17 protein-coding genes and 1 pseudogene are annotated in these 22196 nt (G+C 69.6%); 5 read left to right on the plus strand and 13 right to left on the minus strand.

The window, feature by feature from the left end; all coding sequences use genetic code 11:
- Positions 1–1655, plus strand: a pseudogene (locus HUA74_RS37100) (endopeptidase); the annotation flags it as partial.
- Between the two features lie 95 nt (positions 1656–1750).
- Here the strand turns inward: HUA74_RS37100 and HUA74_RS37105 are convergent.
- From HUA74_RS37105 to HUA74_RS37120, 4 genes are all read right to left on the minus strand, one after another.
- Positions 1751–2683, minus strand: coding sequence for a helix-turn-helix domain-containing GNAT family N-acetyltransferase (locus tag HUA74_RS37105; protein ID WP_174458364.1), 933 nt, complete (start codon positions 2681–2683; stop codon positions 1751–1753).
- Positions 2684–2758: 75 nt separating this feature from the next.
- On the minus strand, positions 2759–3748 hold the full coding sequence (locus tag HUA74_RS37110) for a bile acid:sodium symporter family protein (protein WP_141646585.1): 990 nt from the start codon (positions 3746–3748) through the stop codon (positions 2759–2761).
- A 57-nt stretch (positions 3749–3805) separates the two neighbouring features.
- Positions 3806–4903: an endonuclease/exonuclease/phosphatase family protein gene (locus HUA74_RS37115; protein WP_174458365.1), complete on the minus strand. Its 1098-nt coding sequence runs from the start codon at positions 4901–4903 to the stop codon at positions 3806–3808.
- 114 nt (positions 4904–5017) lie between these two features.
- The gene (locus HUA74_RS37120; RefSeq protein WP_174458366.1) at positions 5018–6799 is read right to left on the minus strand and encodes a hypothetical protein; all 1782 of its coding nucleotides are present in this window, start codon (positions 6797–6799) and stop codon (positions 5018–5020) included.
- A gap of 117 nt (positions 6800–6916) precedes the next feature.
- Here HUA74_RS37120 and HUA74_RS37125 point away from each other — a divergent pair, with 117 nt between their 5' ends.
- Positions 6917–7687, plus strand: coding sequence for a 3-hydroxybutyrate dehydrogenase (locus tag HUA74_RS37125; RefSeq protein WP_217440839.1), 771 nt, complete (start codon positions 6917–6919; stop codon positions 7685–7687).
- On the opposite strand, the gene HUA74_RS37130 is transcribed toward HUA74_RS37125, so the two are convergent.
- The 3 genes from HUA74_RS37130 to HUA74_RS37140 form a co-directional block, all read right to left on the minus strand.
- The gene (locus tag HUA74_RS37130) at positions 7641–8999 is read right to left on the minus strand and encodes an MFS transporter (RefSeq protein WP_174458368.1); all 1359 of its coding nucleotides are present in this window, start codon (positions 8997–8999) and stop codon (positions 7641–7643) included. The two genes, HUA74_RS37125 and HUA74_RS37130, sit on opposite strands and share 47 nt — an antisense overlap.
- A gap of 55 nt (positions 9000–9054) precedes the next feature.
- Positions 9055–10485: a hypothetical protein gene (locus HUA74_RS37135; protein WP_174458369.1), complete on the minus strand. Its 1431-nt coding sequence runs from the start codon at positions 10483–10485 to the stop codon at positions 9055–9057.
- A 90-nt stretch (positions 10486–10575) separates the two neighbouring features.
- Positions 10576–12015 (minus strand): triacylglycerol lipase, encoded by a 1440-nt coding sequence (locus HUA74_RS37140; RefSeq protein ID WP_174458370.1) that lies wholly within the window; start codon positions 12013–12015, stop codon positions 10576–10578.
- 387 nt (positions 12016–12402) lie between these two features.
- Between HUA74_RS37140 and HUA74_RS37145 the strand changes: the two genes are divergently transcribed.
- Positions 12403–13638, plus strand: coding sequence for a beta-eliminating lyase-related protein (locus HUA74_RS37145; protein ID WP_174458371.1), 1236 nt, complete (start codon positions 12403–12405; stop codon positions 13636–13638).
- Between the two features lie 83 nt (positions 13639–13721).
- Complete coding sequence (locus tag HUA74_RS37150; protein ID WP_141647343.1) at positions 13722–13916, plus strand: hypothetical protein; 195 nt, start codon at positions 13722–13724, stop codon at positions 13914–13916.
- Between the two features lie 133 nt (positions 13917–14049).
- Here the strand turns inward: HUA74_RS37150 and HUA74_RS37155 are convergent, their stop codons facing one another.
- A complete protein-coding gene (locus HUA74_RS37155) occupies positions 14050–15336 on the minus strand; it encodes an MFS transporter (protein ID WP_174458372.1) in 1287 nt (428 codons plus the stop codon).
- A gap of 162 nt (positions 15337–15498) precedes the next feature.
- On the opposite strand from HUA74_RS37155, the gene HUA74_RS37160 reads away from it, so the two are divergent.
- Positions 15499–16917 carry a hypothetical protein gene (locus HUA74_RS37160; RefSeq protein WP_174458373.1) on the plus strand — a complete coding sequence of 473 codons (1419 nt, stop codon included), beginning with the start codon at positions 15499–15501 and terminating at the stop codon, positions 16915–16917.
- An 18-nt stretch (positions 16918–16935) separates the two neighbouring features.
- Here the strand turns inward: HUA74_RS37160 and HUA74_RS37165 are convergent, their stop codons facing one another.
- Genes HUA74_RS37165 through HUA74_RS37185 form a run of 5 tightly spaced genes read right to left on the minus strand, consistent with a single transcriptional unit; the run spans position 16936 to position 21987 of the window.
- The gene (locus tag HUA74_RS37165) at positions 16936–18072 is read right to left on the minus strand and encodes an ABC transporter permease (protein ID WP_174458374.1); all 1137 of its coding nucleotides are present in this window, start codon (positions 18070–18072) and stop codon (positions 16936–16938) included.
- 16 nt (positions 18073–18088) lie between these two features.
- On the minus strand, positions 18089–19222 hold the full coding sequence (locus HUA74_RS37170; RefSeq protein ID WP_174458375.1) for an ABC transporter permease: 1134 nt from the start codon (positions 19220–19222) through the stop codon (positions 18089–18091).
- Between the two features lie 7 nt (positions 19223–19229).
- Positions 19230–20168, minus strand: coding sequence for an ABC transporter ATP-binding protein (locus HUA74_RS37175; RefSeq protein WP_174458376.1), 939 nt, complete (start codon positions 20166–20168; stop codon positions 19230–19232).
- Positions 20165–20926, minus strand: coding sequence for an ABC transporter ATP-binding protein (locus tag HUA74_RS37180; RefSeq protein ID WP_174458377.1), 762 nt, complete (start codon positions 20924–20926; stop codon positions 20165–20167). The genes HUA74_RS37175 and HUA74_RS37180 overlap by 4 nt, the downstream gene beginning before the upstream one ends.
- Positions 20923–21987 carry an HlyD family secretion protein gene (locus HUA74_RS37185; RefSeq protein ID WP_141647350.1) on the minus strand — a complete coding sequence of 355 codons (1065 nt, stop codon included), beginning with the start codon at positions 21985–21987 and terminating at the stop codon, positions 20923–20925. Before HUA74_RS37185 ends, HUA74_RS37180 begins: the two co-directional genes overlap by 4 nt.
- Positions 21988–22196 lie beyond the last annotated feature (209 nt).

Genomic DNA, 22196 nt, shown 5'->3' on the forward strand with positions numbered 1-22196 from the left:
TTCCGGGCGCGGGCTTCGGCAAGGGCCTGGGCCACGAACTGGTGTGGACGTACGGCTTCCAACTCCAGGATGAGCATGAGCGCTGGAAGGTGACAGTGGATGCGGTCACCGGTGAAGTGCTCGCGCTCGAGGACGACAACCACTACGCCTCATCGGTCAACGGCGGTGTCTATCCGTACACCAACACGGGCGTGCCCGCGACGTGTCCAGCGGGCTCGTACTGCGGCTCGATGCAGCTGCGCTACCCCATGCCCTGGGCCGATGTCGCGCCGGGTGTCTTCGCGGATGGCCATGGGGTGTTCAGCCCTCCTCCTCAAACCGCGACCACGACGCTGACGGGCCGCTACCTTCGCGTCGTTTCCACCTGTCCACTCAGCGTCAGCGCCACGGCCCCGGGGGGCGACATCTCACTGGGGACAGGCGATGGGGATTGCGGAACTCCCGCTGGTGGCAACACCGCGGCGACCCGCACCGCGTTCTACGAGCTGAACCGCATCAAGGAGCTGGCCCGTGGATGGCTGCCCTCCAATGCGTGGCTGCAGGCGTCCATGACGGCCAACGTCAACCTCAACAACACCTGCAACGCCTTCTGGAACGGCTCCACGGTCAACTTCTACCGCAGCGGCGGTGGCTGCCGGAATACGGGTGAGATTGGCGGCGTGCTCGACCACGAGTGGGGCCACGGCATGGACGACAACGACACGGCCGGCACGCTGAGCAACCCCAGCGAGGCCTACGGTGACATCGCGGCCATGTACCGCCAGCCGTTCGACCCCGTGTCCACTGGCAGGTCTCCTAGCTCGTGCGTGGGCTACGGCCTCTTCCAGACCTTCAACCAGAATTGCGGCAGGACGGCGGATTGGACGGGCTACAACGTGAACGAGTCGCCGACGGGAACCTGGTGCGCGACCAACTGCTCCGGCGTCCGCGACGCCGACTACGAGGGCCACAATCCGCCCACGCCCACCACGCCGCAGGACTTCGTCTGCACCCGCTGCCTTTCTGGCACGGGCCCGTGCGGCCGGCAGGTGCATTGCGCCGCGTCTCCGGTGCGTCAGGCGGCGTGGGACTTCATCGCCCGCGACCTCCTGTCCGCGCCGTTCAACTACGACTGGAACACGGCGCAGAACATCGGCAACAAGGTGTTCTACCAGGGCAGCGGCAACATCGGCTCGTGGCACGCCTGCAACTGCACCGCGGGCACGTCGGATGGCTGCGCGGCCACCAACGGCTACAAGCAGTGGCTGGCGGCGGATGACGACAACGGCAACATCAACGATGGCACGCCGCACATGACGGCCATCCACGCCGCGTTCAGCCGGCACAACATCGCCTGTGCCACGCCCACGCCCATGAACAGCGGATGCACGGGAGGCCCGACGGCGAAGCCCACTGTCACCGTGATACCGGCTGCTGAACAGGTCTCACTGAGCTGGTCCCCCGTCGCTGGCGCGACGCAGTACTGGGTAATGAAGTCGGACGGAGTCAACGGCTGCACATACGGCAAGGCGCGCGTCGCCACCGTGACGAGCACCAGCTACGTGGACACCGAGGTGCTCACCGGCCACAACACCTGCTACTCGGTGGTGGCCGCGGGCAGCAGCGCCGCCTGCTACGGCGCGTCCAGCACCTGCACCTGCGTGAGCCCGCTGTAGTTCGGCGACTCACCGACACGGTGGGACGGTGCTCCCACCTCTGCCAGCGCGCAGTCACTCGAGGCGGCTTCCATCCGGGGAGGCCGCCTCGTGCGTCAGAGCTTCAGCTCCCACGTCTCGCCAATGAGTCCCTCGCCGAACTCCTGGTGGGGTTCCGTGCTGACGCGCACGAAGCCGGCGCCCTCGTAGACGCGACGCGCGGCATGCAGCTGGCTGTCCGTCCACAGTCTCACCTTCCGGTAACCGGCTTCACGGGCGAAGGTCACACACGCGTCCACCAACCGGGTACCGATGCCGAGCCCCCGCGCCGAGGGCTCCACCAACAGCAGCCTCAGCTTCGCCACCGTCTTCGTGTCCTGGACGAGGAACACGGAGCCGACACTTCGCCCATTCACCTCGGCGATCCAACAGCGCTCCCGGGCGGGCTCCTGCTCCAGGATGAACTTCGCGGCGACGCTGGCGACCAGCGCCTCGAAGCGCTCGTCCCAGCCGTACTCCTGGCTGTACAGCACGCCGTGCCGGTGGATGACCCAGCCGATGTCCCCGGGGCGGTGGGGGCGCAGCACGACGTCGGCGCGCGACGCCGGGGGCTTCTCACCCAGCAGTTCCTGGATGGTCTGCATGGCCTCCAGGAGTCGCTGGCGCGCGTCGGACTTCAGCGGGGAGATGAGCGCGCGGATGGAGTCGTGGGAGCGGCTGTTGAGCCGCTCGTAGGTCTGCTCTCCCTTCGCCGTCAGGCGCACCAGGTGCTGGCGACCGTCCGTCGCGGACGTCACCTTTTCGATGAGCCCCTGCGTTCCGAAGTTGCGGAGCAGGCGACTGAGGTAGCCCGGGTCCAACGCCAGCTCGCGGCTCAGCTCCGCCGCGGTGGGGGTCTCCCGGTGGAACAGCTCGTAGATGACGCGGGCCTCGGTCAGCGAGAACTCGCTGTTCAAGAGCCCCTCGTCCAGCACGCCAATCTTCTGCGTGTAAAAGCGATTGAAGTGCCGCACCGCCGCCACGCCTTGGTCCCGTCGAGTCTGTGCCATTCAGTCCTGTCTCCAAGGCGCCGTGCCGTTCGAGGTCATTGTCGGGGAAGCCGTTGACTCAGGCAACCAGTTGGCTCACGGCGCCGGTGGGCGCGCCGCATAGCGCTCGGCCAGCACCGAGCACACGAGCAGCTGGAGCTGGTGGTAGAACATGAGGGGCAGGACGATGAGCCCCAGTCCAGGGTGTGCCCCAAAGAGGAGCCGCGCCATGGGCACCCCCGAGGCCAGCGTCTTCTTCGAACCGCAGAAGACCGCGGCGATCTCATCCTCCGTGGAGAACCGCAGTCTGCGCGCCGTCAGCGTGCTCAGGGTCAGCACGGTGGCGAGGATGAGCACCGCGCCCCCCAGGATGAGCGCGACGATGGCGCCGCCATGGCGACTGAAGATGCCGGACGCGACGGAGTCGCAGAACGAGGCGTAGACGAGCACCAGGATGAACAGCCGGTCCACGCCGTTGGTGTACTTGCGATAGCGGGCGAAGAACGCGCCGAGCAGCGGCCGCGCGAGCTGCCCCAGCGCCAGCGGCAGGAGTAGCAGCAGGGACAGCTTGAGGATGGCGTCCCCCAGCGAGAGCGACTGCCCGGTGGTGCGCGCCAGAAGCCCGACGATGAGCGGCGTGAGGAAGATGCCGAGCAGGCTGGAGAGGCTCGCGTCGAAGATGGCCCCCGCGACGTTGCCCCGGGCGACGCCCGTCATCGCCACGGACGAGGAGATGGTGGACGGCACCGCGCACAGGAACAGGAAGCCGAGCGACACGTCCGCCGGCACCCACGCCCCGAAGACGAGGTTGAGCACGAGCCAGAGGGCGGGGAACACCCCGAAGGTGAACGACTGCACCAGCACGTGCAGGCGCCACTGGAGCGCCCCGGCCCTGAGCTGGGCCATGGGCATGCCCAGCCCGTGGAGGAAGAACACGGCGAAGATGCCGACGTTGGTGACGACGTCGGCATGCATCGCGCCGCCGGACCGGCCGAAGTCCGGGAAGAGGAGGGCGAGCCCGACGGCACCGAGCATCCCCAGGAGGAACCAGTCCCGCGCGAGCCGCTTGACGAGGCGTAGAGACATGTCGGGGGCTGAATACTCCCTGCCTCGGGAGACCTCCAGCCCCCTGTGTCTCCAGGGTCAGTCGTCCACCCGGAACTCCACCACCAGGCCCGCGTGGTCCGACGGCCAGAGGCCGGAGACCGTGCGGTCATCAATCAGGGTGCCCACCACCACCGCGGACTGGGGATTGACGTTGTCCCCGGCGTACAGCACCAGGTCGATGCGCTCGTCGAGCGCATCCGTGTTGGCGTCGTTCACCGTCTCGCTGAAGCAGCAGGTGAAGCCGTCACCCGTGCCCACCGTGGACCATGCATCCACGAGCCCCGTCCCCGGGCCGACGATGGTGGGATAGCCGGTGGTGGCCGCGCCCGGTCCGGTGTTCAGGTCTCCGACGACGATGAGCGGCCGGTCATAGGTGTTGACGAGGGCGGCCAGCTCCGTGGCCTGGTTCTCGTTGCCGGGCCGCAACGTCTCCAGGTGGGTGTTGACGAAGGTGATGCGCGCGCCGTCCACCGTGGCGTCCAGCTTGTTGAAGCCACGCAGGAAGCGAATCGACGCGCCGCCCACGGGCACCTCCTGGGCATAGGCGTAGTTGCCCGTCACCACGTTGGCGATCTGCACGTCACCGCGCGCCAGGATGACGTCCCGGTCCGTGAGCCGCACGTCCGTGAGGTCCGTCGCGTTGCCCGCGAGCGCTGCGGGGACCTCCGCGTCCGCGTTCTGCACCGTCGCGGCGGCGCGGTAGTTGAGCCCCCGGCTCTGCAGCTCCGCCAGCAGGATGGCCAGGAAGTCGTACGTCACGGTCTGCGCGTTGGGCACCGGGTTGGAGGCGAAGTCGCTCGGGCTCTGGGTCCGGTAGAGGGAGACCTCCTGCAGGCCGACGAGGGCCGGGTTGGTGCTCTGGATTTCGTCCGCGATGGCCTTGGCGCGCTCGGGGAAGTTCGTCGCCTGCACCGTCGTGTAGAGCTGCGCGGCGATGGCGGGAATCTGCTGGGGCGTCTGCGCCGTGGCGAGCAGCTCGATGTTGCCGCCGAGATAGAGGTTGCGGGTCATCACCTTGAACTGGGCGGCGCCCGGCAGGACGGAATCATCACCGTCGTCGTCATTGCAGGCGACGAGGCACAGCGGAGCGCACGCGAGCAGCGGCGCGAGACGAAGGAAGCGAAGTGGGGTCATGGGGCCGATGGGGGCAAGGGTGGAGTGCCGCGAATCCGGCCCCGTTCCCGCATGACAGGCAAAAGGATTCCCAGCGCCGCGTCGGCTCACGCACAGCCGTCGGCACTGGAGTGTTCAAAGCCCCGCTGGCCCTCGGCTGTAAGGCAGAGCGAGGTGTTCGCCAGGAGGCGGAAGCGTGAGCGCGCGCAGCCCGTCTCCGCTCCACGTGACGAAGCAGAGCTCGGTCGACTCCAGGGCCTTTCCGAAGTCGAAGTGCACGCGCGTGAAGCCCCCCTCGTTCGACTCCAGCACCGTGACGTTCAGGTCCCCCAGCCGCAGCTTCGTGCCGCTGGGCGGCGGCGTGTCCCGATTGACCAGCTCCCAGAACCCCGGGTGTCGCGGTGTGCCGCTCACGACGAGGTCGAACGCCTCCGGGGAGGTCCGCTCGAGGACATGGTCATGTGGCGCGGCGCTGAGCAGCCGGTAGAGGCGAGGGGCGCGGCCCTGGAGCAGCATGGCGGCGGGCACGTAGAGCGAGATGCTCGGGTCCGCGGCGGCCACCATGACCATCGTCCCCGCGCAGGGCGGGGCCTCGCGGGCGATGCGCCACTGCGCCTCCGCGATGCGGCCCAGCGCCACGCCCAGGCCCACCCGGAACAAGGGGCCCAGCACGCCGTGGCCCAGCACGAGCACCACGACAGCGGACCGGAGCAGGAGCTGGTGGCGGCGAGGGAGGGTGGCCTCTCGCGCCGCCGCCCAACCCCGGAGGATGAGCACCGCGACCAGTGCGCTCCCCGCGAGCAGCGGCACCATGAGGACGCGTCCTCCGATGATTCCCGCCGCGCCGGGAATCGTGGCCGCCAGGCCCCCGGGCAACAGCCAGCGCAGGGTGCCGCGCTCCTGTTCGGACAGGCGCGACTGGAGGGCGCGCAGCATCAGCAGCGCGCCCACGGTGGCGAGCGCGCCCCAGGCCGCGAAGCCGGAGTGCAGCTCTGGGGTTCCCGAGGCCGCGTCGGACGGCGTGGCCACCACCAGCTCCCCCACGAGGATGCACACGCGCTGGAGGAGGGTGGCGAGGAAGGCCCCGGGCGCGCCAATCGGGTCCAGATAGCCGCCGCTGCCGCGCGCGCCGTAGCCCTGACTCGCATAGAAGAAGAGGTAGGCCGTGACGAGCAGCGCGTAGGGCATGAGCCGCCGCGCGCACTGGCGCCACCCCTCGCGGCGGCCGAAGACCTCATAGGCACCGATGAGCCCCACCGCGCCCAGCGCGGCCTCGCCGGAGAACAACGCGGCCACCAGTGCGAGCGGCGCGAGGACCCGGCCGGGCTTCCAGCCTTCTTCGCGGGAGCGCAGGTGGGCGGCCAGGGCGAGCAGTCCCAGGAGCGCGGAGACGAGCGGGTGGCGCGCGGCGAGCCAGGCCACCGGGAACAGGTGCGCGGCGGCCACCGCGTAGAGGACCGTGGCCAGCGCGGCCAGGGAGGGAGGCAACAGCCGCCGGTGCAGCCAGCCGACCAGCGTCACCAGCGCCAGGAACCAGGCGAGGCTGTGCAGGTGCGCGGGGAAGGGGGCGTCGTCGAAGAGCCACGCGTCGGCGGTGAGCAGCGCGCTGGGCAGGGGACGGAAGAAGCGCACCGACAGCGAGTCCGACGCCCACCAGGGCAAGAGCCCGGACTCCCTCAAGCGGGCGGGGTCCGTGCGCGGACCGCCCACGAACTCGTAGAGCGTCAGCGGTCCCCAGTCACCCAGGGACGCCACCTGTCCGGAGAGGGCGAGCCGGTGCACCAGGTCATCGAGCAGCAGTCCCACGCGCAAGGACGGCAGCGAGACGAGGATGCCCAGCCCCAACGCCAGGATGAGCGAGCGGGGCCAGCTGCGCCATGCTCCAGCCGCCCTCGCGCGAGATGAACTTTCCGCCATGGAGACCTCCACCTTCGCCCGAATGCGTCAGGCGCTTCAAGGCGGGGTGCGGCATGGGCCGCGCGCTCCCACGGCATTGCCCCGCGCACCGGGTTCCGTCACGATGGGGACATGAACATGAATTCACCTTCAGGTCGATGCGCGGTGGTGACGGGGGCCGCGCACGGCATCGGTCTCGCGGTGGCGGAGTCGCTGGCCGCCCAGGGGATGAAGGTGTTGTTGGCGGACCTGGACGAGGTGGCGGGTGTCCAGGCCGCGACGCGACTTCCAGGGGCGCTCTTCCAGCGCACGGACGTGTCCTCGCGCGAGGACTGTCGGGCCCTGGTGGGGCGGGCCGAGCGGGAGTGGGGGCGGCTGGACATCCTGGTGAACAACGCGGGCGTGCAGCACGTGGCGCCGGTGGAGGAGTTCCCCGAGGAGCGATGGGAGCAGCTCATCCGCATCATGCTGGTGGGGCCCTTCGTGCTGACGCGGCACGCGCTGCCGCTGATGTATGCCCGGAAGTGGGGACGCATCATCAACGTGTCGTCGCTCCATGGGCTGGTCGCCTCGCCGTACAAGTCCGCGTACGTGTCCGCGAAGCATGGGCTGATGGGCCTGACGAAGACGGTGGCGCTGGAGGCCGCGGACCGGGGCGTCACGGTGAACGCCGTGTGCCCCAGCTACGTGCGCACGCCGCTGGTGGAGAAGCAGATCGCCGACCAGGCGCGAATCCACGGCCTCACCGAAGCGGAGGTCGTGGAGAAGATCATGCTCGCGCCCGCGGCGGTGAAGCGGCTGCTGGAGCCCGAGGAGGTCGCCGCCTATATCGGCTTCCTGTGCTCGGACGCCGCGGGGGGCATCACGGGGTCCGCGCAGGTGATGGACTGCGGCTGGACGGCTCGCTGAGCGCGTCCCCGGTGGGGGGCGCCTCCGTGAGCTGGGCGCGGTAGGTCTCCGCGGACAGCCAGACGGAGACGAGCGTGACGACGGCCAGGGCCACCATGTAGAGCGACACTGGCCACGCCTGTCCACCCGAGCGGGCCAGCAGCGCGGTGGCGATGACGGGCGACAGGCCTCCGGCGAATACCGACGCCATCTGGTAGCCGAGCGAGGCCGCGCTGTAGCGGACGCGGGTGCCGAACAGCTCCGAGAAGAAGCTGGCCTGCGGGCCGTACATGGCCGCGTGGGCGATGATGCCCAGCGTAATCGCCAGCCAGATGAGCCCCGTCTCCTTCGTGTCGAGGAGCCAGAAGAAGGGGAAGGCCATCAGCCCACAGCCCAGCGCGCCGGCCAGGTAGACGGGACGTCGGCCGAAGCGGTCCGACGCCGCGCCGAACGCGGGAATCGCCACCAGGTGGACGGACGTGGCGATGAGCACGCCGTTGAGCAGCGTGGTGCGTGGTAACCCCAGCCGCTCCGTGCCATAGGAGAGGACGAACGTGGTGATGATGTAGAAGAAGCCGTTCTCCGCGAAGCGCGCCCCCATGGCGAGGAGGATCTGCCGGGGGTACTGGCGAAGCGCGTCCATCACCGGGAGGCTCTCCGCGGCCTCCTGCTTCGGGCGCGCCTTGAAGATGGGCGACTCCGCGACCTTGAGACGGATGAACACGCCCATGCCGATGAGCACCGCGCTCAACAGGAAGGGGACGCGCCAGCCCCATGCGAGGAACGCCGCGTCGGGCATCCGCGAGAAGTAGCTGAACACGGCCGTGGCCACGAGCAGGCCCGCGGGTGCGCCCATCTGCGGCCAGCTCCCGTAGAACCCCCGGCGGTGCGCGGGGGCGTGCTCCACCGCCATCAGCACCGCGCCGCCCCACTCGCCGCCCAGCCCGAAGCCCTGGATGAGCCGCAGGAGGACGAGCAGCGCGGGAGCCCAGGCGCCCACGGTGTCGTACGTGGGCAGCAGGCCCACCGCGAAGGTGGCCACCCCCATCAACATGAGCGTCGCGCTGAGCATCGCCTTGCGGCCCAGCTTGTCGCCGTAATGCCCGAAGACGACCCCGCCCAGGGGCCGGGCGATGAAGCCCACGGCGAAGGTGCCGAAGGCCGCCATCGTCCCGGTGAGCGGGTCGAACGACGGGAAGAACAGGCGGTTGAACACCAGCGCCGCCGCCGTCCCGTAGAGGAAGAAGTCGTACCACTCGATGGCGGTGCCGATGAAGCTGGCCACCGCCACCTTCAGGATGGAGTCCCGCTGCTCATGCGCCGGTGCTTCCATGGGGCTGCTCCTCTGGGCTGGACCTCGGGCTGCGTGGCGTACGGCGGCGAGCGGGCTAGAGCTGGAGGCGGAGCGTCAGGAAGTAGGATGCGTCAATCTCGTCTGCGACGCCGTCCTGCTTCTTCTGGTAGCGCGCGTACCGGCCGCCAATCGCCACGTCCTCGGTGAACCAGTAGGTGCCACCGATGTTGAGGAAGGTCTGCGTCGTCCGGGTGACGGGCTCCCGAGCCGGCGCGTCCCCGGTGGCCGCGACAAAGGAGGGAGAGCGGTCCGCGACGCGGTTGAACTGCACGCCGATGCCCGAGCGCCCGTGGAGGTTGACGTCCACGCCCGCGCCCAGGCTGGTGGCGGTGTAGTGGGTGCCCAGGAGCTGGTCGGCGAAGCCCGGCGTGCTGTTCGTCACGTCGTTCTGGACGCGCGCGAAGTTGAAGAACGGGGTGATGAACAGCGGGATGCCCACGTCGGCGTGCAGCTTGAACAGCAGGTTGCCGCGCAGGTTGTTGCCGTGCAGAAGCGGGTCCGTGCGCGACGTCGTCTGGTAGTTCACGTCGAAGACCTGGGCCATGGCCTTCGCCTCGAACAGCTCGTGCGAGTACGACAGCGAGGGACTGAGGACCTGGAAGTGCAGGTCGTCATCGGGCTGGCCATTGCGGTAGTTGGCCAGCGGGCGCTCCCAGAAGCGGCTGCCACCACCGAACGAGCCGCCCACCTGGTAGGAGCTGGAGGTGCTCAGCGGGTTGGCCGCGGTGAAGCCCATGCCCAGGCGGAAGCCGTTCCACTCGTAGGCGGCCTGCGCGCCCTGGCCCCGGTTGAAGCCGCTGTAGAGCAGCGGGTCTCGTGTGTACTTGTCCGCCAGCAGCGTGTCCGCGATGTGCGTGGAGATGAAGTCCACGCTGGCCGGGTCCACGATGATGCCGGCCTCCAGCGTGACGCCCCAGCGCTGGAGCCGGATGACCTGGTCCCTCACGCTGAAGGACGCGGTGCCTTCCCACACGCCGGAGCCGTGCGCGCGGATGTTGCGCTCGAACTCGCTGCGGAAGGAGACGTACTGCCCCAGGCGCCCCTCGAAGCCGAAGCGGGTGAGCGCCACCGTCGTCGCGCGGCTCTCCCGGTTGCGGTTGAGCGTCTGGATGAGGTTCTCCACGTGGAGCCCGCCCGCGAGCGCGAGCACGGGCTTCACGTAGAACGTCTCGTTGCCCACGGCCAGGCTCGGCCGGGTGACGGGCGGCGGGCGGGTGTCGACGACCTCGGTGGTGCCCGCCATCTCCTCGGGGTTCTTGGCCGCCTCTTTCGCCGTGGGCTTCTCGGCGGCGAGCTCTCCGGCCGACGTCGCGTCGGTGGTGGCCTGGGGCGCCGGCGCCTCGGCGGGCGTGGGCTCCGCCTGGGCCTCCGCGGGAGGGGGTGGGGGGGTGCTCTGGGCCCATGCCGCGGGCGCGGTTCCGAGGGCCAGGACGCAGAGGGACGCGGTGAAGGGGAGTCGCTTCATGGGGGGCTCGAAGGGGAGGGCGGGAAGGGCTCGGACCGGCGCGCGGTGAGGAATCCGCGCGCCGGTCCGACTGGAGGGGAAGGGACGGGGCTACTCGGCCAGGTAGCGCAGCGTCAGGTCGAGCCCCGCTGTCGAGCGCAACGAGCCGAAGTGGTTGGCGATGAAGCCCCGGTTGAAGTAGCCGCTCGTGTCGTAGTCGTTGAGCGTGGTCAGCGTATTCGTCACGCAGCCTTCCATCTCGATGCGCGAGGCCGCCTCGGACACATAGAAGTCCTGGTAGTTGGTGCCCCGCTCCTTGTCCGTCATCGTGAGGGTGAAGTACTTCACGACGTTGTCCCCGCACTGGCCCGTCTTGCCGAAGGCGTAGTCGCCGTCCGCGCAGGGCGTGGCGAACAGGTCGCGCGGCCCGTTGAGCGGCTTGTGGAAGTACGTCTGGGAGTAGTTCGAGCGGCTGCCCATTTCGCAGACGATGGTGCCGCGCATGGTGCTGTTGGTGGAGCACAGCTGGCCGGCGGCCGGGTCATACGTGGACACGCCGTGGTTGGCGCCCGAGCCGAGGATGACGTGGCTGACCTGCGGGAAGGGGTTGATGGCGCCCGCCAGGCCCGTGCGCCACTCCACGTACAGCCGGCGCAGGGCGTCGCGCGCCACCGTCACGCCGAGCGAGTGCGCGATGAGCGCCACCTTCCGGTTGGGCTGGTCCTTCATCACCGCCTTGATGAGCGACTGGAGGATGGGCGTGGACCAGCCATGGTCGATGTTGCCCGCGGCGTTCTGGGTGGTGTTGTTGGTGGACGGGTCGATGCCCGGGACGATGTCCGTGCGGAAGTCCACGGCGATGACCCGGTAGCGCTGGGCGATGAGCGTCTCCGCGAGCTGGTTCCTGGCGACGGTGTCCCCGGTGAACTGGACGTTCTCCGTGGCGGTGTTGACCGACGTGCCCGGCGGCAGGATGAACTTCTCCCAGGTGTGCGGCCGGGTGGAGTTGCCGTGGACGAGGATGATGATGGGCTTGGAGGTGTCCTCGTTGGCCTGGGCGTACTCCTTGGCGGCACAGGAGAAGCCGGGGATCCTGGCCACGTCACCGCCGATGAAGTCGGTGGCGCTGTTGGGACCTCCGAAGGCGGTGTTGCCCGTCCACTTGCCGTCGTTGTTGCCGTCCTTGTACGGCGTGGTGCCGGTGCTGTTCGCCTTGTCGTAGTAGAGGTTGTCGACGGAACAACCCGGATGGTTCGACAGGGGCCGGTACTTGCCGTCATAGGCGCGGTAGGTCTCCTGCGTCTGCGGCGCCGCGGTGGTGATCTCCTTCATCTCCTCCGCGTCCTGGATGGGCCAGGTCGCGATGTCGATGCTCGCCGCCTGAAGTTCGGACGTCTTCGCGGCGATGCGCTCCCGGCACGCCTTGATGGCGGCGGGGACCTCGGTGTCCGGACCGGGCCCCTCGTCCACTGGATCCTGGTTCGAGCACGCCATGCCGACCATGCCGACAACAGCCACCACCGCGCGGAAAACCCTGCGACGCGTTGCCATATGTAGCTCCGTTGCAATCGCTAGCTGTGTTGTGGGGAGAGGCGCTGGCACGTCTTTCCGTGACAGCACCGCGATCCGTACCAAACGGGTGGTCCCGGCGGCAAATGAAGTTGAAGGGTGATTCACCTTTCTTGTTGGTGGGACATGAATACTGAATCAGTACTGCGATGCGTCAGAGACCGGAGGACGGTCGGATATTGCGTTGCGTCAGGGATTGGGGCGGGCGGTGTGGGTGGAGCGCGCAGCGTCAGGGATTGAAACAATGTGTCCGGACGCGGGACTGGGAGGCGCGGGAGTGTGTCGGAGGCGGGAATCGGATGAGCCGTGGCGGGGCGGGGGCTACGCTCGAGGGAGCGGCGGAGGCTTGCCCCGTGGTCGAGGTGTCCCGTGTCCCGTCATCAGTTCAGTCGCAGTGAGTTCCTGTCGTTGACCAGCCTGCTCGCGGGGACCGCGCTCTGGAGTGCTCCAGCGCGAGCCGCGTCGCCCGCGCCGGCGAAAGCCCGCAAGGAAGCGAAGGGCGCTGCCGGGGAGCTGTCGCGGGCGGAGGTGGAGGAGATCCGCCGGGCCTGCCGGGGAACCCTCACGGGTGTGTACGCGTCGGATGACCCGGGCGCGGAGCTCGTCGCCATCGGCGAGTGGATGCGTCGGCAGGGCGTGACGGGGGACTTCTACGGCAACAGTGAGTTCATCGACGGCTTCGAGAAGAAGGTCGCCGCGATGCTGGGCTTCGAGGCGGGCTGCTACATGCCGACCGGCACCATGGCGCAGCTCATCGCGCTGCGGAGCTACGCGGACGCGGCGAAGAACCGGAACTTCGGCGTCCACCCCTCGTCACATCATGTGTTGCACGAGGACAGCAGCCACGTCCTGTTGCATGGGCTGCATGACGTCATCCTCTCGCCCTGGAACCGGCCGATGCTGGCCGAGGACGTGCTCGAGTCACCGGAGTCGCTCGGCGTCGTCAGCGTCGAGCTGCCGGTGCGGTGGCTGGGCGGTCAGCTCCAGACGTGGGAGCAGTTGGAGGAGCTGAAGCGGGCGTGCCGCGAGAAGGGCGTGAAGCTCCACATGGACGGGGCGCGGCTGTGGGAGTGCCAGCCCTTCTACAATCGGCCCCTCTCGGAGATCTGCCGGGGCTTCGACTCCGTCTACGTGTCCCTCTACAAGCGCGTGGGCGCGCTGGGCGGCGCGATGCTGGTGGGTGGCCGCGACTTCATTCGCGAGGCGCGCATCTGGCGGCACCGCCATGGGGGGAACCTGTTCCACCTGACGCCCTATGTGGCCTCCGCGGCCATGCGCCTGGATGGCGTGCTGGCGCGAATCCCCGGGCAGGTTCGTCGCGCGAAGGCGCTGAGCGAGGCGCTGGCCGCCGACACCCGCCTCACCGTGCAGCCTCGTCCGGCGCAGACGAACGCGTTCCGCGTCTACCTGAGAGGTGACGCGCAAGCGCTCTCGATGCACGCCTTCCGCGTAGCGCGGGAGACGGGCATCTGGACGGGAGGGTTCGGTCCCACGCGTGTGCCCGGAGTCGTCGCGACGGACCACGAGGTGAGCGAGGGCCTGGACAAGGTCTCCGATGCGGACGTCGTCCGCGCTTACCGCCGCCTCCTCGACGAAGCCGCGTGAGCGAGGCGGACGCTCGCCAGGTCGCTTGTCCGGCGAGTGGCCGCCTCGGTTGCGGAGGTCGAAAGCTGCGTTACGTCGAATGCATGACCGAAGCACACCCCGCCTCGCGCGACTTCACGATTCCCGAAGGATGCCCTGTCTGTGCGGCGGACCTGCCGGTGCGTGTCACGGCGTCGGGTCCCAGTGGCGTCTGCAAGCACTGCGGATGGCTCGGGCGCCCCGTCATCACCGTGACGCACCGAGGGCTGAGCGTCAGCTACGAAGGCGCGCGGGCCTGAGAGACACAGCGCATCCGGGAGGGGCCAGTGCCGCGCCCGGATGCAGTTCGCTGGCCTCGGATGGACCCTCGGTGTGATGCCCTGGCCCTCGCGGGCAGGAGCCGTGGACCCGGGCGCCGCGTGTGCGCTCGCGTCAGCCCGCCTGGGCCGAGGAGGCCTCCGCCGGCTGTGGCTCCGGAGGTGAGGTGTGGCCCGCGGATTCCAACCTGTCCACCTTCCGCAGCTCGGGGAAGCCCCAGGCCCAGATGGCGACGATGGCCAGCGTGCCCACGGCGCCCGTGACGACGGCCGGAATCGCGCCCACATGCTCCGCGAGCCAGCCGGCGCGGAACTCACCCAGTTCGTTGGATGCGCCGATGCACATCATGTTCACCGCGCCCACGCGCCCGCGCATCTCGTCCGGTGTCGCCATCAGCTCCAGCGTGTGGCGCACCACCACACTGACCATGTCGGCGGCGCCCGCGATGGCCAGCGCCACCAGCGATAAGGGCAGGGACTTGCTCACGCCGAACACGAGCGTCGCGGCTCCGAAGATGGCCACCGCCGTGAACATCTTCCAGCCGGCCCGACCGCCCAGGGGACGCATCGCCAGGATGATGGCCACCGCCGCCGCGCCCGCCGCTGGCGCGCACCGCAAGAGCCCCAGCCCGAAGGGGCCGGTGTGCAGGACATCCCGCGCGTAGATGGGCAGGAGCGCCACCGCGCCGCCCAGCAACACGGCGAAGAGGTCCAGCGTGATGCTCCCCAGCAGCAACCGCTGCCGGCGCACGAAGCCCAGCCCCGCCACGAGCGTGGAGAAGGACAGCGGCTGCGCCGAGGCCCGCCCGGTCCGCACCTTCAGCGAGAGGATCCACACCACCGTCAGCGCGCAGAGCGACGCGGAGCCCAGGTAGGCCCCGGTGGCGCCCGCCCAGCCGTAGAGGACTCCGCCGACCGCCGGGCCCGCGATGGTGGCCACCTGCCACGTCGTGGAGTTCACGGCGACCGCGCGCGTCAGCTCGTCCTTCGGCACCAACTGCGCCGTCATCGCCGACCCCGCGGGGGCGTAGAACGCGCGAGCCGTGCCGAAGAGGACCAGGACGCCGTACACGAAGCGCACGTCCCGGATGTGGCCCAGGGAGAACGCGAGGAGCGCGAGGCTGCACAGCAACATCACGCTCTGACAGATGGCCAGGATGATGCGGCGATCAAACCGGTCGGCGACCTGGCCACCGACCAGACAGAAGGCGAGGAAGGGGATGAACTGGGAGAGCCCCGTGTAGCCCAGCGCGAGGGCGCTGCCCGTCACCTCGTAGACCTGCCAGCCGATGGCCACCGACTCGATCTGCATGGCGAGCACCGCGCAGAGCCGGGCGATTTGATACGTGCGGAAGTCGCGGTGGCGGAAGACGGAGAGGGCGGAGGCGGCGGTCTGGGACATGCTGGAGCGGGGCTGTAACGCACGCCCGCCGGGCTTTCCAGTCACAGTGCGAGGACGCGCGAGCGAGCACACGTGCCGCCTGTTTCCCTGGTCGCGAGTCCCCACGACGGGTGCGTCCTGGACTACGGTAGCGCCCCCTCTTCGAGGCTTGGAGCCGTCACCATGGCGCCGCGTCACTGGCTGATGCTGTCCTGCGTGGTAGGTCTGTCTGGCTGTGGTCCCCAGGAGTCTTCGCTCCCCGAGGTGGCCGACCCGGGCGGCACGGTCGCCGCGCTGGCGCAACAGGGCACGGTGCAGCTCAACCTCCTGTATGTGCACGGTGTGAAGGGCTGTCAGGGACAGCGCGAGCGTGCCGAGGGCTCCCTGGACGAACTCGACGCGGCCATCAACGCCGCGCTTCCCGCGCGCATCGCCGCCTACGAGGCCGCGCATCCCGGGACGACGGTGGTGGTGCGCAGCGCTCGCGCGAACCTCTACACCGCGCCTGCCTCCGCGCATCACCCCTCGGACTCGACGAATCCCTTGAACATGGATGACTGGGAGGCGGGAGACCCGGGGTGCTCCGCGTCACGCCAGGGCGCGCCCTGCACCACGGCCTACGAGTGGCGCTACCGGCTGGCGCGCGAAATCGAGCGGAGATTCCCCTCGGACGCGAAGAACGTCCTGCTCGTGGGCCACAGCACCGGCGGTCGGGTGGCCTTGGAGGTCGCCGCCAACGTGGGCGTGGACGGTGTCGGCACCCAGGACTGGGGCGTGCAAGGACGCATCGCCGGTGTGGTGTCCATCCAGGGCATGGTCGATTCGCTGGGCACCAGCAAATACAACGTCGTTGGCGCGGCCAGCTTCGTCACCACCTGCAAGAACGGAGAGGTCATCCTCGGGTACGGGGACTCGTGTGCTCCGGGCAACGGGTGGTGCGAGTACGCGGGCAACGTCGGGGGCTTCCCGGCGGCGGACTGGGTGGCGCGCAACAAGCACGCGCTGATGCTCACGTCCTGGGCGAGCTGCTCGCCCTCGCTGTGGACGGGCTACAGCGACGGCTCGTTGCCCTTCGATGCGCAGGGCAGTGGCCTCGCCGTGGGGCTGGGCATGACGCCCGCGGCGGGCAAGACGTGGCGGCCGTCCCACGGCATCAAGTACGGCTCGTTCTGCCACGGCACCATCACCGACCCGAGCGCGTCCGGACATGCGCAGGCCGTGACCGCCGCGAGGGACCGCATCCTCGACTGGGTCTTCGCGCGGGCCACGGGCGTGGCTTCCAGCGGGAGTCTGAGCACGTCGTTGTCCATCGCCTACAACGCCTCGACGCCCACGTACGCCATCGGCACGGGGTGTCCGGCGGGGAAGGGCGACGAAGGACTCCAGGTCGTGGGCGTCTGCAAGCATCCCGGCTACTTCGATGGGGATGACCACGCCATCGCCGCGAGCGAGCTGACGCTGACGGATGGCCCCAACTGCACGGGGGCCTTCAAGTGGACGCAGCGGCACGACAGCGGCAACAAGCACGCGGCCACGTTCTGGTGGAAGACCCAGTCGCTCCCCGAGGAGCAGGGCCTCCTGGCGACCCTGCCCGCGGATTGAGCAAGCGCTCGCCGAGACTCAGGCCGAGGTCTTGTGGAAGCGGCGCGCGGCCACGGCCATCATCATGGCGCCGAAGACGGCGAGCGCGAGCACCTGCCGCCACAGGTCCGCCAGCCCCGCGTCCCTGAGCAGCGCGCCGCGCAGCACCTCCACGTAGTAACGCACGGGGTTCAGGTACGTCACCCACGCCAGCCAGTCCGGCATCGCCCGGATGGGACTCATCACTCCGGACAGGAGCACGGCGGGCAGGACGAAGAGGAACCCTCCGACGAAGGCCTGCTGCTGCGTGCGACTCACCGTCGCGATGAGCAACCCCACGCCCAGCGTACATAGCAAGTAGAAGAGGGTGGCCACCGCGACGAGCGTGAGGCTTCCGCGCAAGGGGACCTTGAAGACCCAGGCTCCCACGCTCAGCGCGAGCCCCACGTCCACCAGGCCAATCAACAGGAACGGCGTCACCTTGCCCATCATCAGGATGCCGGGCCGCAGCGGCGTCACCTGGAGCTGCTCCAGGGTTCCCGTCTCGCGCTCGCGGGACAGGCCCATGGCCATGATGACCGTGGTGACGATGAGCAGCAGCATCGCGGCGATGCCCGGCACCACGTACACGGACGTGGACAGCTCCGGGTTGTAGAGGACGCGAGGCACCAGCTCCACCGGGGAGCGGGGGGCCGCCTCGCCCTGGCCCTGGGCCTGCTCACGCGCCATGCGCATCGCCCGGAGCACCGCGTACTGCGCCACCGCGTTCGCCGCGACGGACGAGCGGGTCGGGTCCGAGCCATCCACCAGCGCCTGTACCTGGGCCCCCTGGCCTCGCAGCACGTCCTTCTGGAAGTCGCGGGGGAAGATGAGCGCCACGGAGGCTTCGCCGCGCTCCAGGGCCTCCTCGGCGGCGACCTCGTCGGCGACCTCGGCCTTCAAGTCGAGGGTGTCCCCGGCGAGCTGGGCGCGGGCGTAGTCGCGGCTCTCCGCCGTCTTGTCCCGGTCCACCACCACCGTGGGGACATGGCGCACGTCGAAGTTCACCGCGAAGCCCAGCATGAAGAGCTGAATCAACGGAGCCAGCGTCAGGAGCGCCATGACGCGGCGATCTCTCGCCGTCTGGCGCACTTCCTTCACCACCACCGCGCGGTACTGCACCATCAGCGGATGCATGCTCGCGAGCCTCCATTCAGTCCAGACGTCGTTGGAAGCGACGGGTCGCCACCGCCAGCACGAGGGCCGCGAACAGGGCCAGGGCCACCAACTGCGGCCACAGCACGTCCAGGCCATTTCCGCGCAGCAGCACCCCGCGCAGCGTCGCCACGAAATACCGCGCCGGTATCAGCGTGCTGATGAGCTTGAGCGGCGGCGGGAGGTTCTCAATCGGGAAGATGAAGCCTGACAGGAGCATCGATGGCAGCACCGAGGTGATGGTCGCCACCTGCGTCGCCACCACCTGGTTGCGCGTCACCACGGAGATGAGCAGCCCCTGGCCCAACATCCCCACCAGGAACAGGAACGAGCCCAGCCCCAGGGCGAGGAGGCTTCCGCGCACCGGCACGTCGAACACCCAGGCGCCCACCGTGAGCACCAGCAGCACCTGGAGCAGGCCGATGCCCAGGTAGGGCAGCAGCTTGCCCACGACGATCTCCAATCGGCCCACGGGCGTCGCGAAGAGCTGCTCCATCGAGCCCCGCTCCCACTCGCGCGCCACCGTCAGCGCGGTGATGAGCACCGCGACGATGGCCAGGAGGTACGCCGCGAGTCCCGGCACCAGGAACATCGCGGAGCGCGCATCCGGATTGAACAGCGTGCGCACGCGCGCTTCCAGCGGAGGCGCGGTCACCCGCACCGGGCCTCCCAGGTTCCGACCCGCCATCTCGACCAGGGCCTGGGCCTTGGCGAGCGCCTGCGTGGCCGTGTTGCCGTCCGAGCCGTCCACCAGCAACTGGACCTGGGCGCCCCCGCGATTCACGTCCTCGGCGAAGCCCTTGTTGATGAGGAACACGCCCGTCGCGGCGCCCCGGCGCAGCGCTCCGAGCGCCTCGTCCGGCGACGTGCCGTCCTGGACGACCACGAACTCCTGGGACGCGGTGACCTGGCGCACCAGTTCTCGCGACAGGTCCGTGCGGTCCTGGTCCACGACGACCAACTCCAGATGGTCCACGTCGAAGCTGATGCCGAAGCCGAACAGCACCAGCATCAACACGGGCATCGCCAGCGCCAGATAGAGGGTGCGGATGTCCCGGCGGATGTGCAGCACTTCCTTGCCCGCCATCGCGAGGATGCGTCCCATCCGGCGATTCACACGTGTCGCGGCCATGGGCGCTTCAGTCCTCTCCCCGCTGTGCGCGGGCGGTAAGCGCCAGGAACACGTCGTCCAGCGTCGGCGCCGAGTCCTCCAGTTCCAGCGGGTCCACGCCCCGCGCACGCAGCCAGTCCGCCAGGGTTTCCGCGGACAGGCGCTCCGGGTCCACGCGCACGGTGGCGCCGGAGCCGAAGCGGCTCACATCCAGCACGCCCGCCATGCCGCGCAGCGAGTCCAGTGCGGGGGAGAGGCGGGGACCGCGCCCCTCCAGCACCCGGCCGGGCGCGTGCGTCCGCTTCAGTCCCTCGGGTGTATCCAGGGCCACCAGCTTCCCGTCCACCATGATGCCGATGCGCGCGCAGTTCTCCGCCTCGTCCATGTAGTGCGTGGTGACGAAGACGGTGGTGCCGCGTGAGGCGAGGTCGCGAATCAACTCCCAGAAGGAGCGTCGCTGCACCGGGTCGACGCCCGCGGTGGGCTCGTCCAGGAAGACGATGCGAGGTCGGTGAAGCACCGCGCTGGCCAGCGCCACGCGCTGTTGCATGCCTCCGGGCAGCGCGCCCGTCACCTCGTCCTGCACCGCGCCCAGTTGCATCCGTTCCACCATCTCCCCGATGCGCGTCTTCAGCTCCCGGCCATGGGCGCCATAGGCCGAGGCGAAGAACTCCAGGTTCGCCCGCACGCTCAGGTCCAGGTACAGCGAGAACTTCTGGGACATGTAGCCGATGCCGGCCTTCACGCGCTCGGGCTCCTGGCCCACGTCGAAGCCCGCGACACGCGCGCCTCCGCCCGTGGGCTTCAGCAGTCCGCACAGCATCCGGATGGTGGTGGACTTGCCCGCGCCGTTGGCGCCCAGGTAGCCGAAGATTTCGCCCGCGCCCACCTCGAAACTCACGTCGTCCACTGCGGTGAAGCTCCCGAAGCGGCGCGTGAGGTGGTGCACCTCGATGGCCGGAGTCATGCGGCCCTCCCACCGGTGCGCTTCTCGACGAGGGCCAGGAACACCGCCTCGAAGTTGGAGGCCGCCACCCCGTGCTGGCGCGCCAGCTCCCGAGGGTCTCCCTCCGCGATGAGCTCTCCCGCGTAGAGGAGGCCCACCCGGTGGCACCGCGCCGCCTCGTCCATGTATGGCGTGGAGACGAGCAGCGTCATGCCTTCGTGGACCAGGCCGTAGAGCAGCTCCCACAGCTCGCGGCGGCTCACCGGGTCCACGCCGTTGGTGGGCTCGTCCAGGAGCAGCACGCGGGGGCGGTGGAGCAGGGCGCACGCCAGCGCCAGCTTCTTGTACATGCCGCCCGACAGTGCGTCCGCGCGCCGGTCCGTGAAGCGACTCAGTCGGGTGATATCCAGCAGTTGCTCGCGGCGCTCGGTGAAGTCCTTTCGCGAAAGGCCGAACAGCTGCGCGAAGAAGTGCAGGTTCTCGTCGACGCTCAGGTCTCCGTAGAGCGTGTTCCGCTGGGGCACCAGTCCCAGCGACTCCCGCACCGGGGAGCGCGTATCCGCCGGGTTCTCACCGAGCATCTTCACGCGCCCCGCGTCCGGGAGGAGCAGCCCCGCCATCAACCGGATGGCCGTCGTCTTCCCTGCGCCGTCGGGTCCCACCAGTCCGTAGACCTCTCCGGTGTGGACGGCCAGCGACACACCCTTGAGCGCCTGTGTCGCCCCGAAGCCACGGCGCACGTCCTCCATGGCCACGTCCACGTCGGGGCAGGTGCTCATGGCCGCTGCTCCGCGACCGCCGCGTCATTCACCGGCCCCAGGGTGATGTCCACGGGCATGCCCGGAAGCAGCACTCCCTCCGGCGCGTCGATGTGCACCTCGACGGGATAGACGAGACGGTCTCTGTCTCCGCGCGTCTGCACGTTGCGCGGCGTGAAGGCGGCCTCACGCGCCACGGTGACGACGCGCGCCTGGAAGGTCCGGTCCGGATACGCATCCGCGCGCACCGTGGCGGACTGACCCGGCTTCGCCGCCGCCAGCTCCGCGTTCGGCAGATAGAACGTCGCCTTGGGCCGGTGCGTGTCCACCAGTCGCGCGACAATCGCTCCCGGCAGGGCCAGCTCGCCCACCTCCAGCGGCAAGGTCTCCACCGTGCCGCTCAGGGGCGCGCGCAGCTCGCACTCCGCCACCGACACCTGGGCCCGGCGCACCGTGGCCTCCGCGGCCTGGATGGCGCGCAGGGCGGACTCGGCCTGCTGGAGACTCGCGCGCTCCTGCTCGGTGGCGGCGCGAGCTTGTCGGGACGCCGCGGTGCTCGCATGCCGCGCCGCCGAGAGCTGCTGCTCCAGGGACTGAGCATGGGCGCGCGCCTGGTCCAACGCGGCCGCCGTCGTCGCGTCCCCCATCTGCTGGAGCCGGTCCGCTTGTCGCTGGGCCAGTCCCTGCTGGTCCGCCAGTGAGGCAATCTGCGACTGGCTCCCCTCGGCTTGCGCGGCGACGGCTTCACTGCTGCGCCCCGCGGCCACCGCCGCCGCGCGCGCACCGTCCGCCTGCGCCTGCGCCATGGCCAGTCTCGCGGAGGCTTCACTCAGCCCCGCCTCGGGCTCGGTGCAGTCCAGGGTGACGAGCACCGCGTTCTTCTCCACGCGCCCACCTTCCTCCACGTGTCGCGCCAGCACTCGCGCATTGAGCCGGGCCCGCACGTCCACCGCCGTGCCCTCCACGACTCCCGACCCTCCGGCCGGTCCCTCCGCGGCCCGCCGGTCCTTCAGGATGCGCACGCCCAACAGGGTGGCGAGCACCACCACCAGGACCACGAACACCACGACGGCACGTCGCATGGAGCCTCTCCTCGATGCCGCGGTTTCCCCCCGCGGTGACGCCCGCCTTGATGGCAAGGCCCATGCCAGCGCTCGCTCGCCGTGAGCACTCACGTGGGTGTCGGAGGCCCGTGCGGAACCCCTGCCGGAAACCCGGCACCCCCGCCGGAAGGCCGACACCCGTCAGGTGCGTTGGCGGGGGCGCTCCTCGCCTCGGATGGAAAGGTGCG

Source organism: Myxococcus sp. CA051A, assembly GCF_013336705.1.
GTDB classification, from domain to species: domain Bacteria; phylum Myxococcota; class Myxococcia; order Myxococcales; family Myxococcaceae; genus Myxococcus; species Myxococcus llanfairpwllgwyngyllgogerychwyrndrobwllllantysiliogogogochensis.

Coding starts and splice junctions, on each gene's coding strand:
- HUA74_RS37130 (WP_174458368.1), bottom strand. CDS start 8,999: ATGGAAGCACCGGCGCATGAGCAGCGGGACTCCATCCTGAAGGTGGCG.
- HUA74_RS37135 (WP_174458369.1), bottom strand. CDS start 10,485: ATGAAGCGACTCCCCTTCACCGCGTCCCTCTGCGTCCTGGCCCTCGGA.
- HUA74_RS37180 (WP_174458377.1), bottom strand. CDS start 20,926: ATGAGCACCTGCCCCGACGTGGACGTGGCCATGGAGGACGTGCGCCGT.
- HUA74_RS37175 (WP_174458376.1), bottom strand. CDS start 20,168: ATGACTCCGGCCATCGAGGTGCACCACCTCACGCGCCGCTTCGGGAGC.
- HUA74_RS37110 (WP_141646585.1), bottom strand. CDS start 3,748: ATGTCTCTACGCCTCGTCAAGCGGCTCGCGCGGGACTGGTTCCTCCTG.
- HUA74_RS37140 (WP_174458370.1), bottom strand. CDS start 12,015: ATGGCAACGCGTCGCAGGGTTTTCCGCGCGGTGGTGGCTGTTGTCGGC.
- HUA74_RS37185 (WP_141647350.1), bottom strand. CDS start 21,987: ATGCGACGTGCCGTCGTGGTGTTCGTGGTCCTGGTGGTGGTGCTCGCC.
- HUA74_RS37120 (WP_174458366.1), bottom strand. CDS start 6,799: ATGGCGGAAAGTTCATCTCGCGCGAGGGCGGCTGGAGCATGGCGCAGC.
- HUA74_RS37165 (WP_174458374.1), bottom strand. CDS start 18,072: ATGCATCCGCTGATGGTGCAGTACCGCGCGGTGGTGGTGAAGGAAGTG.
- HUA74_RS37170 (WP_174458375.1), bottom strand. CDS start 19,222: ATGGCCGCGACACGTGTGAATCGCCGGATGGGACGCATCCTCGCGATG.
- HUA74_RS37155 (WP_174458372.1), bottom strand. CDS start 15,336: ATGTCCCAGACCGCCGCCTCCGCCCTCTCCGTCTTCCGCCACCGCGAC.
- HUA74_RS37105 (WP_174458364.1), bottom strand. CDS start 2,683: ATGGCACAGACTCGACGGGACCAAGGCGTGGCGGCGGTGCGGCACTTC.
- HUA74_RS37125 (WP_217440839.1), top strand. CDS start 6,917: ATGAATTCACCTTCAGGTCGATGCGCGGTGGTGACGGGGGCCGCGCAC.
- HUA74_RS37115 (WP_174458365.1), bottom strand. CDS start 4,903: ATGACCCCACTTCGCTTCCTTCGTCTCGCGCCGCTGCTCGCGTGCGCT.
- HUA74_RS37150 (WP_141647343.1), top strand. CDS start 13,722: ATGACCGAAGCACACCCCGCCTCGCGCGACTTCACGATTCCCGAAGGA.
- HUA74_RS37160 (WP_174458373.1), top strand. CDS start 15,499: ATGGCGCCGCGTCACTGGCTGATGCTGTCCTGCGTGGTAGGTCTGTCT.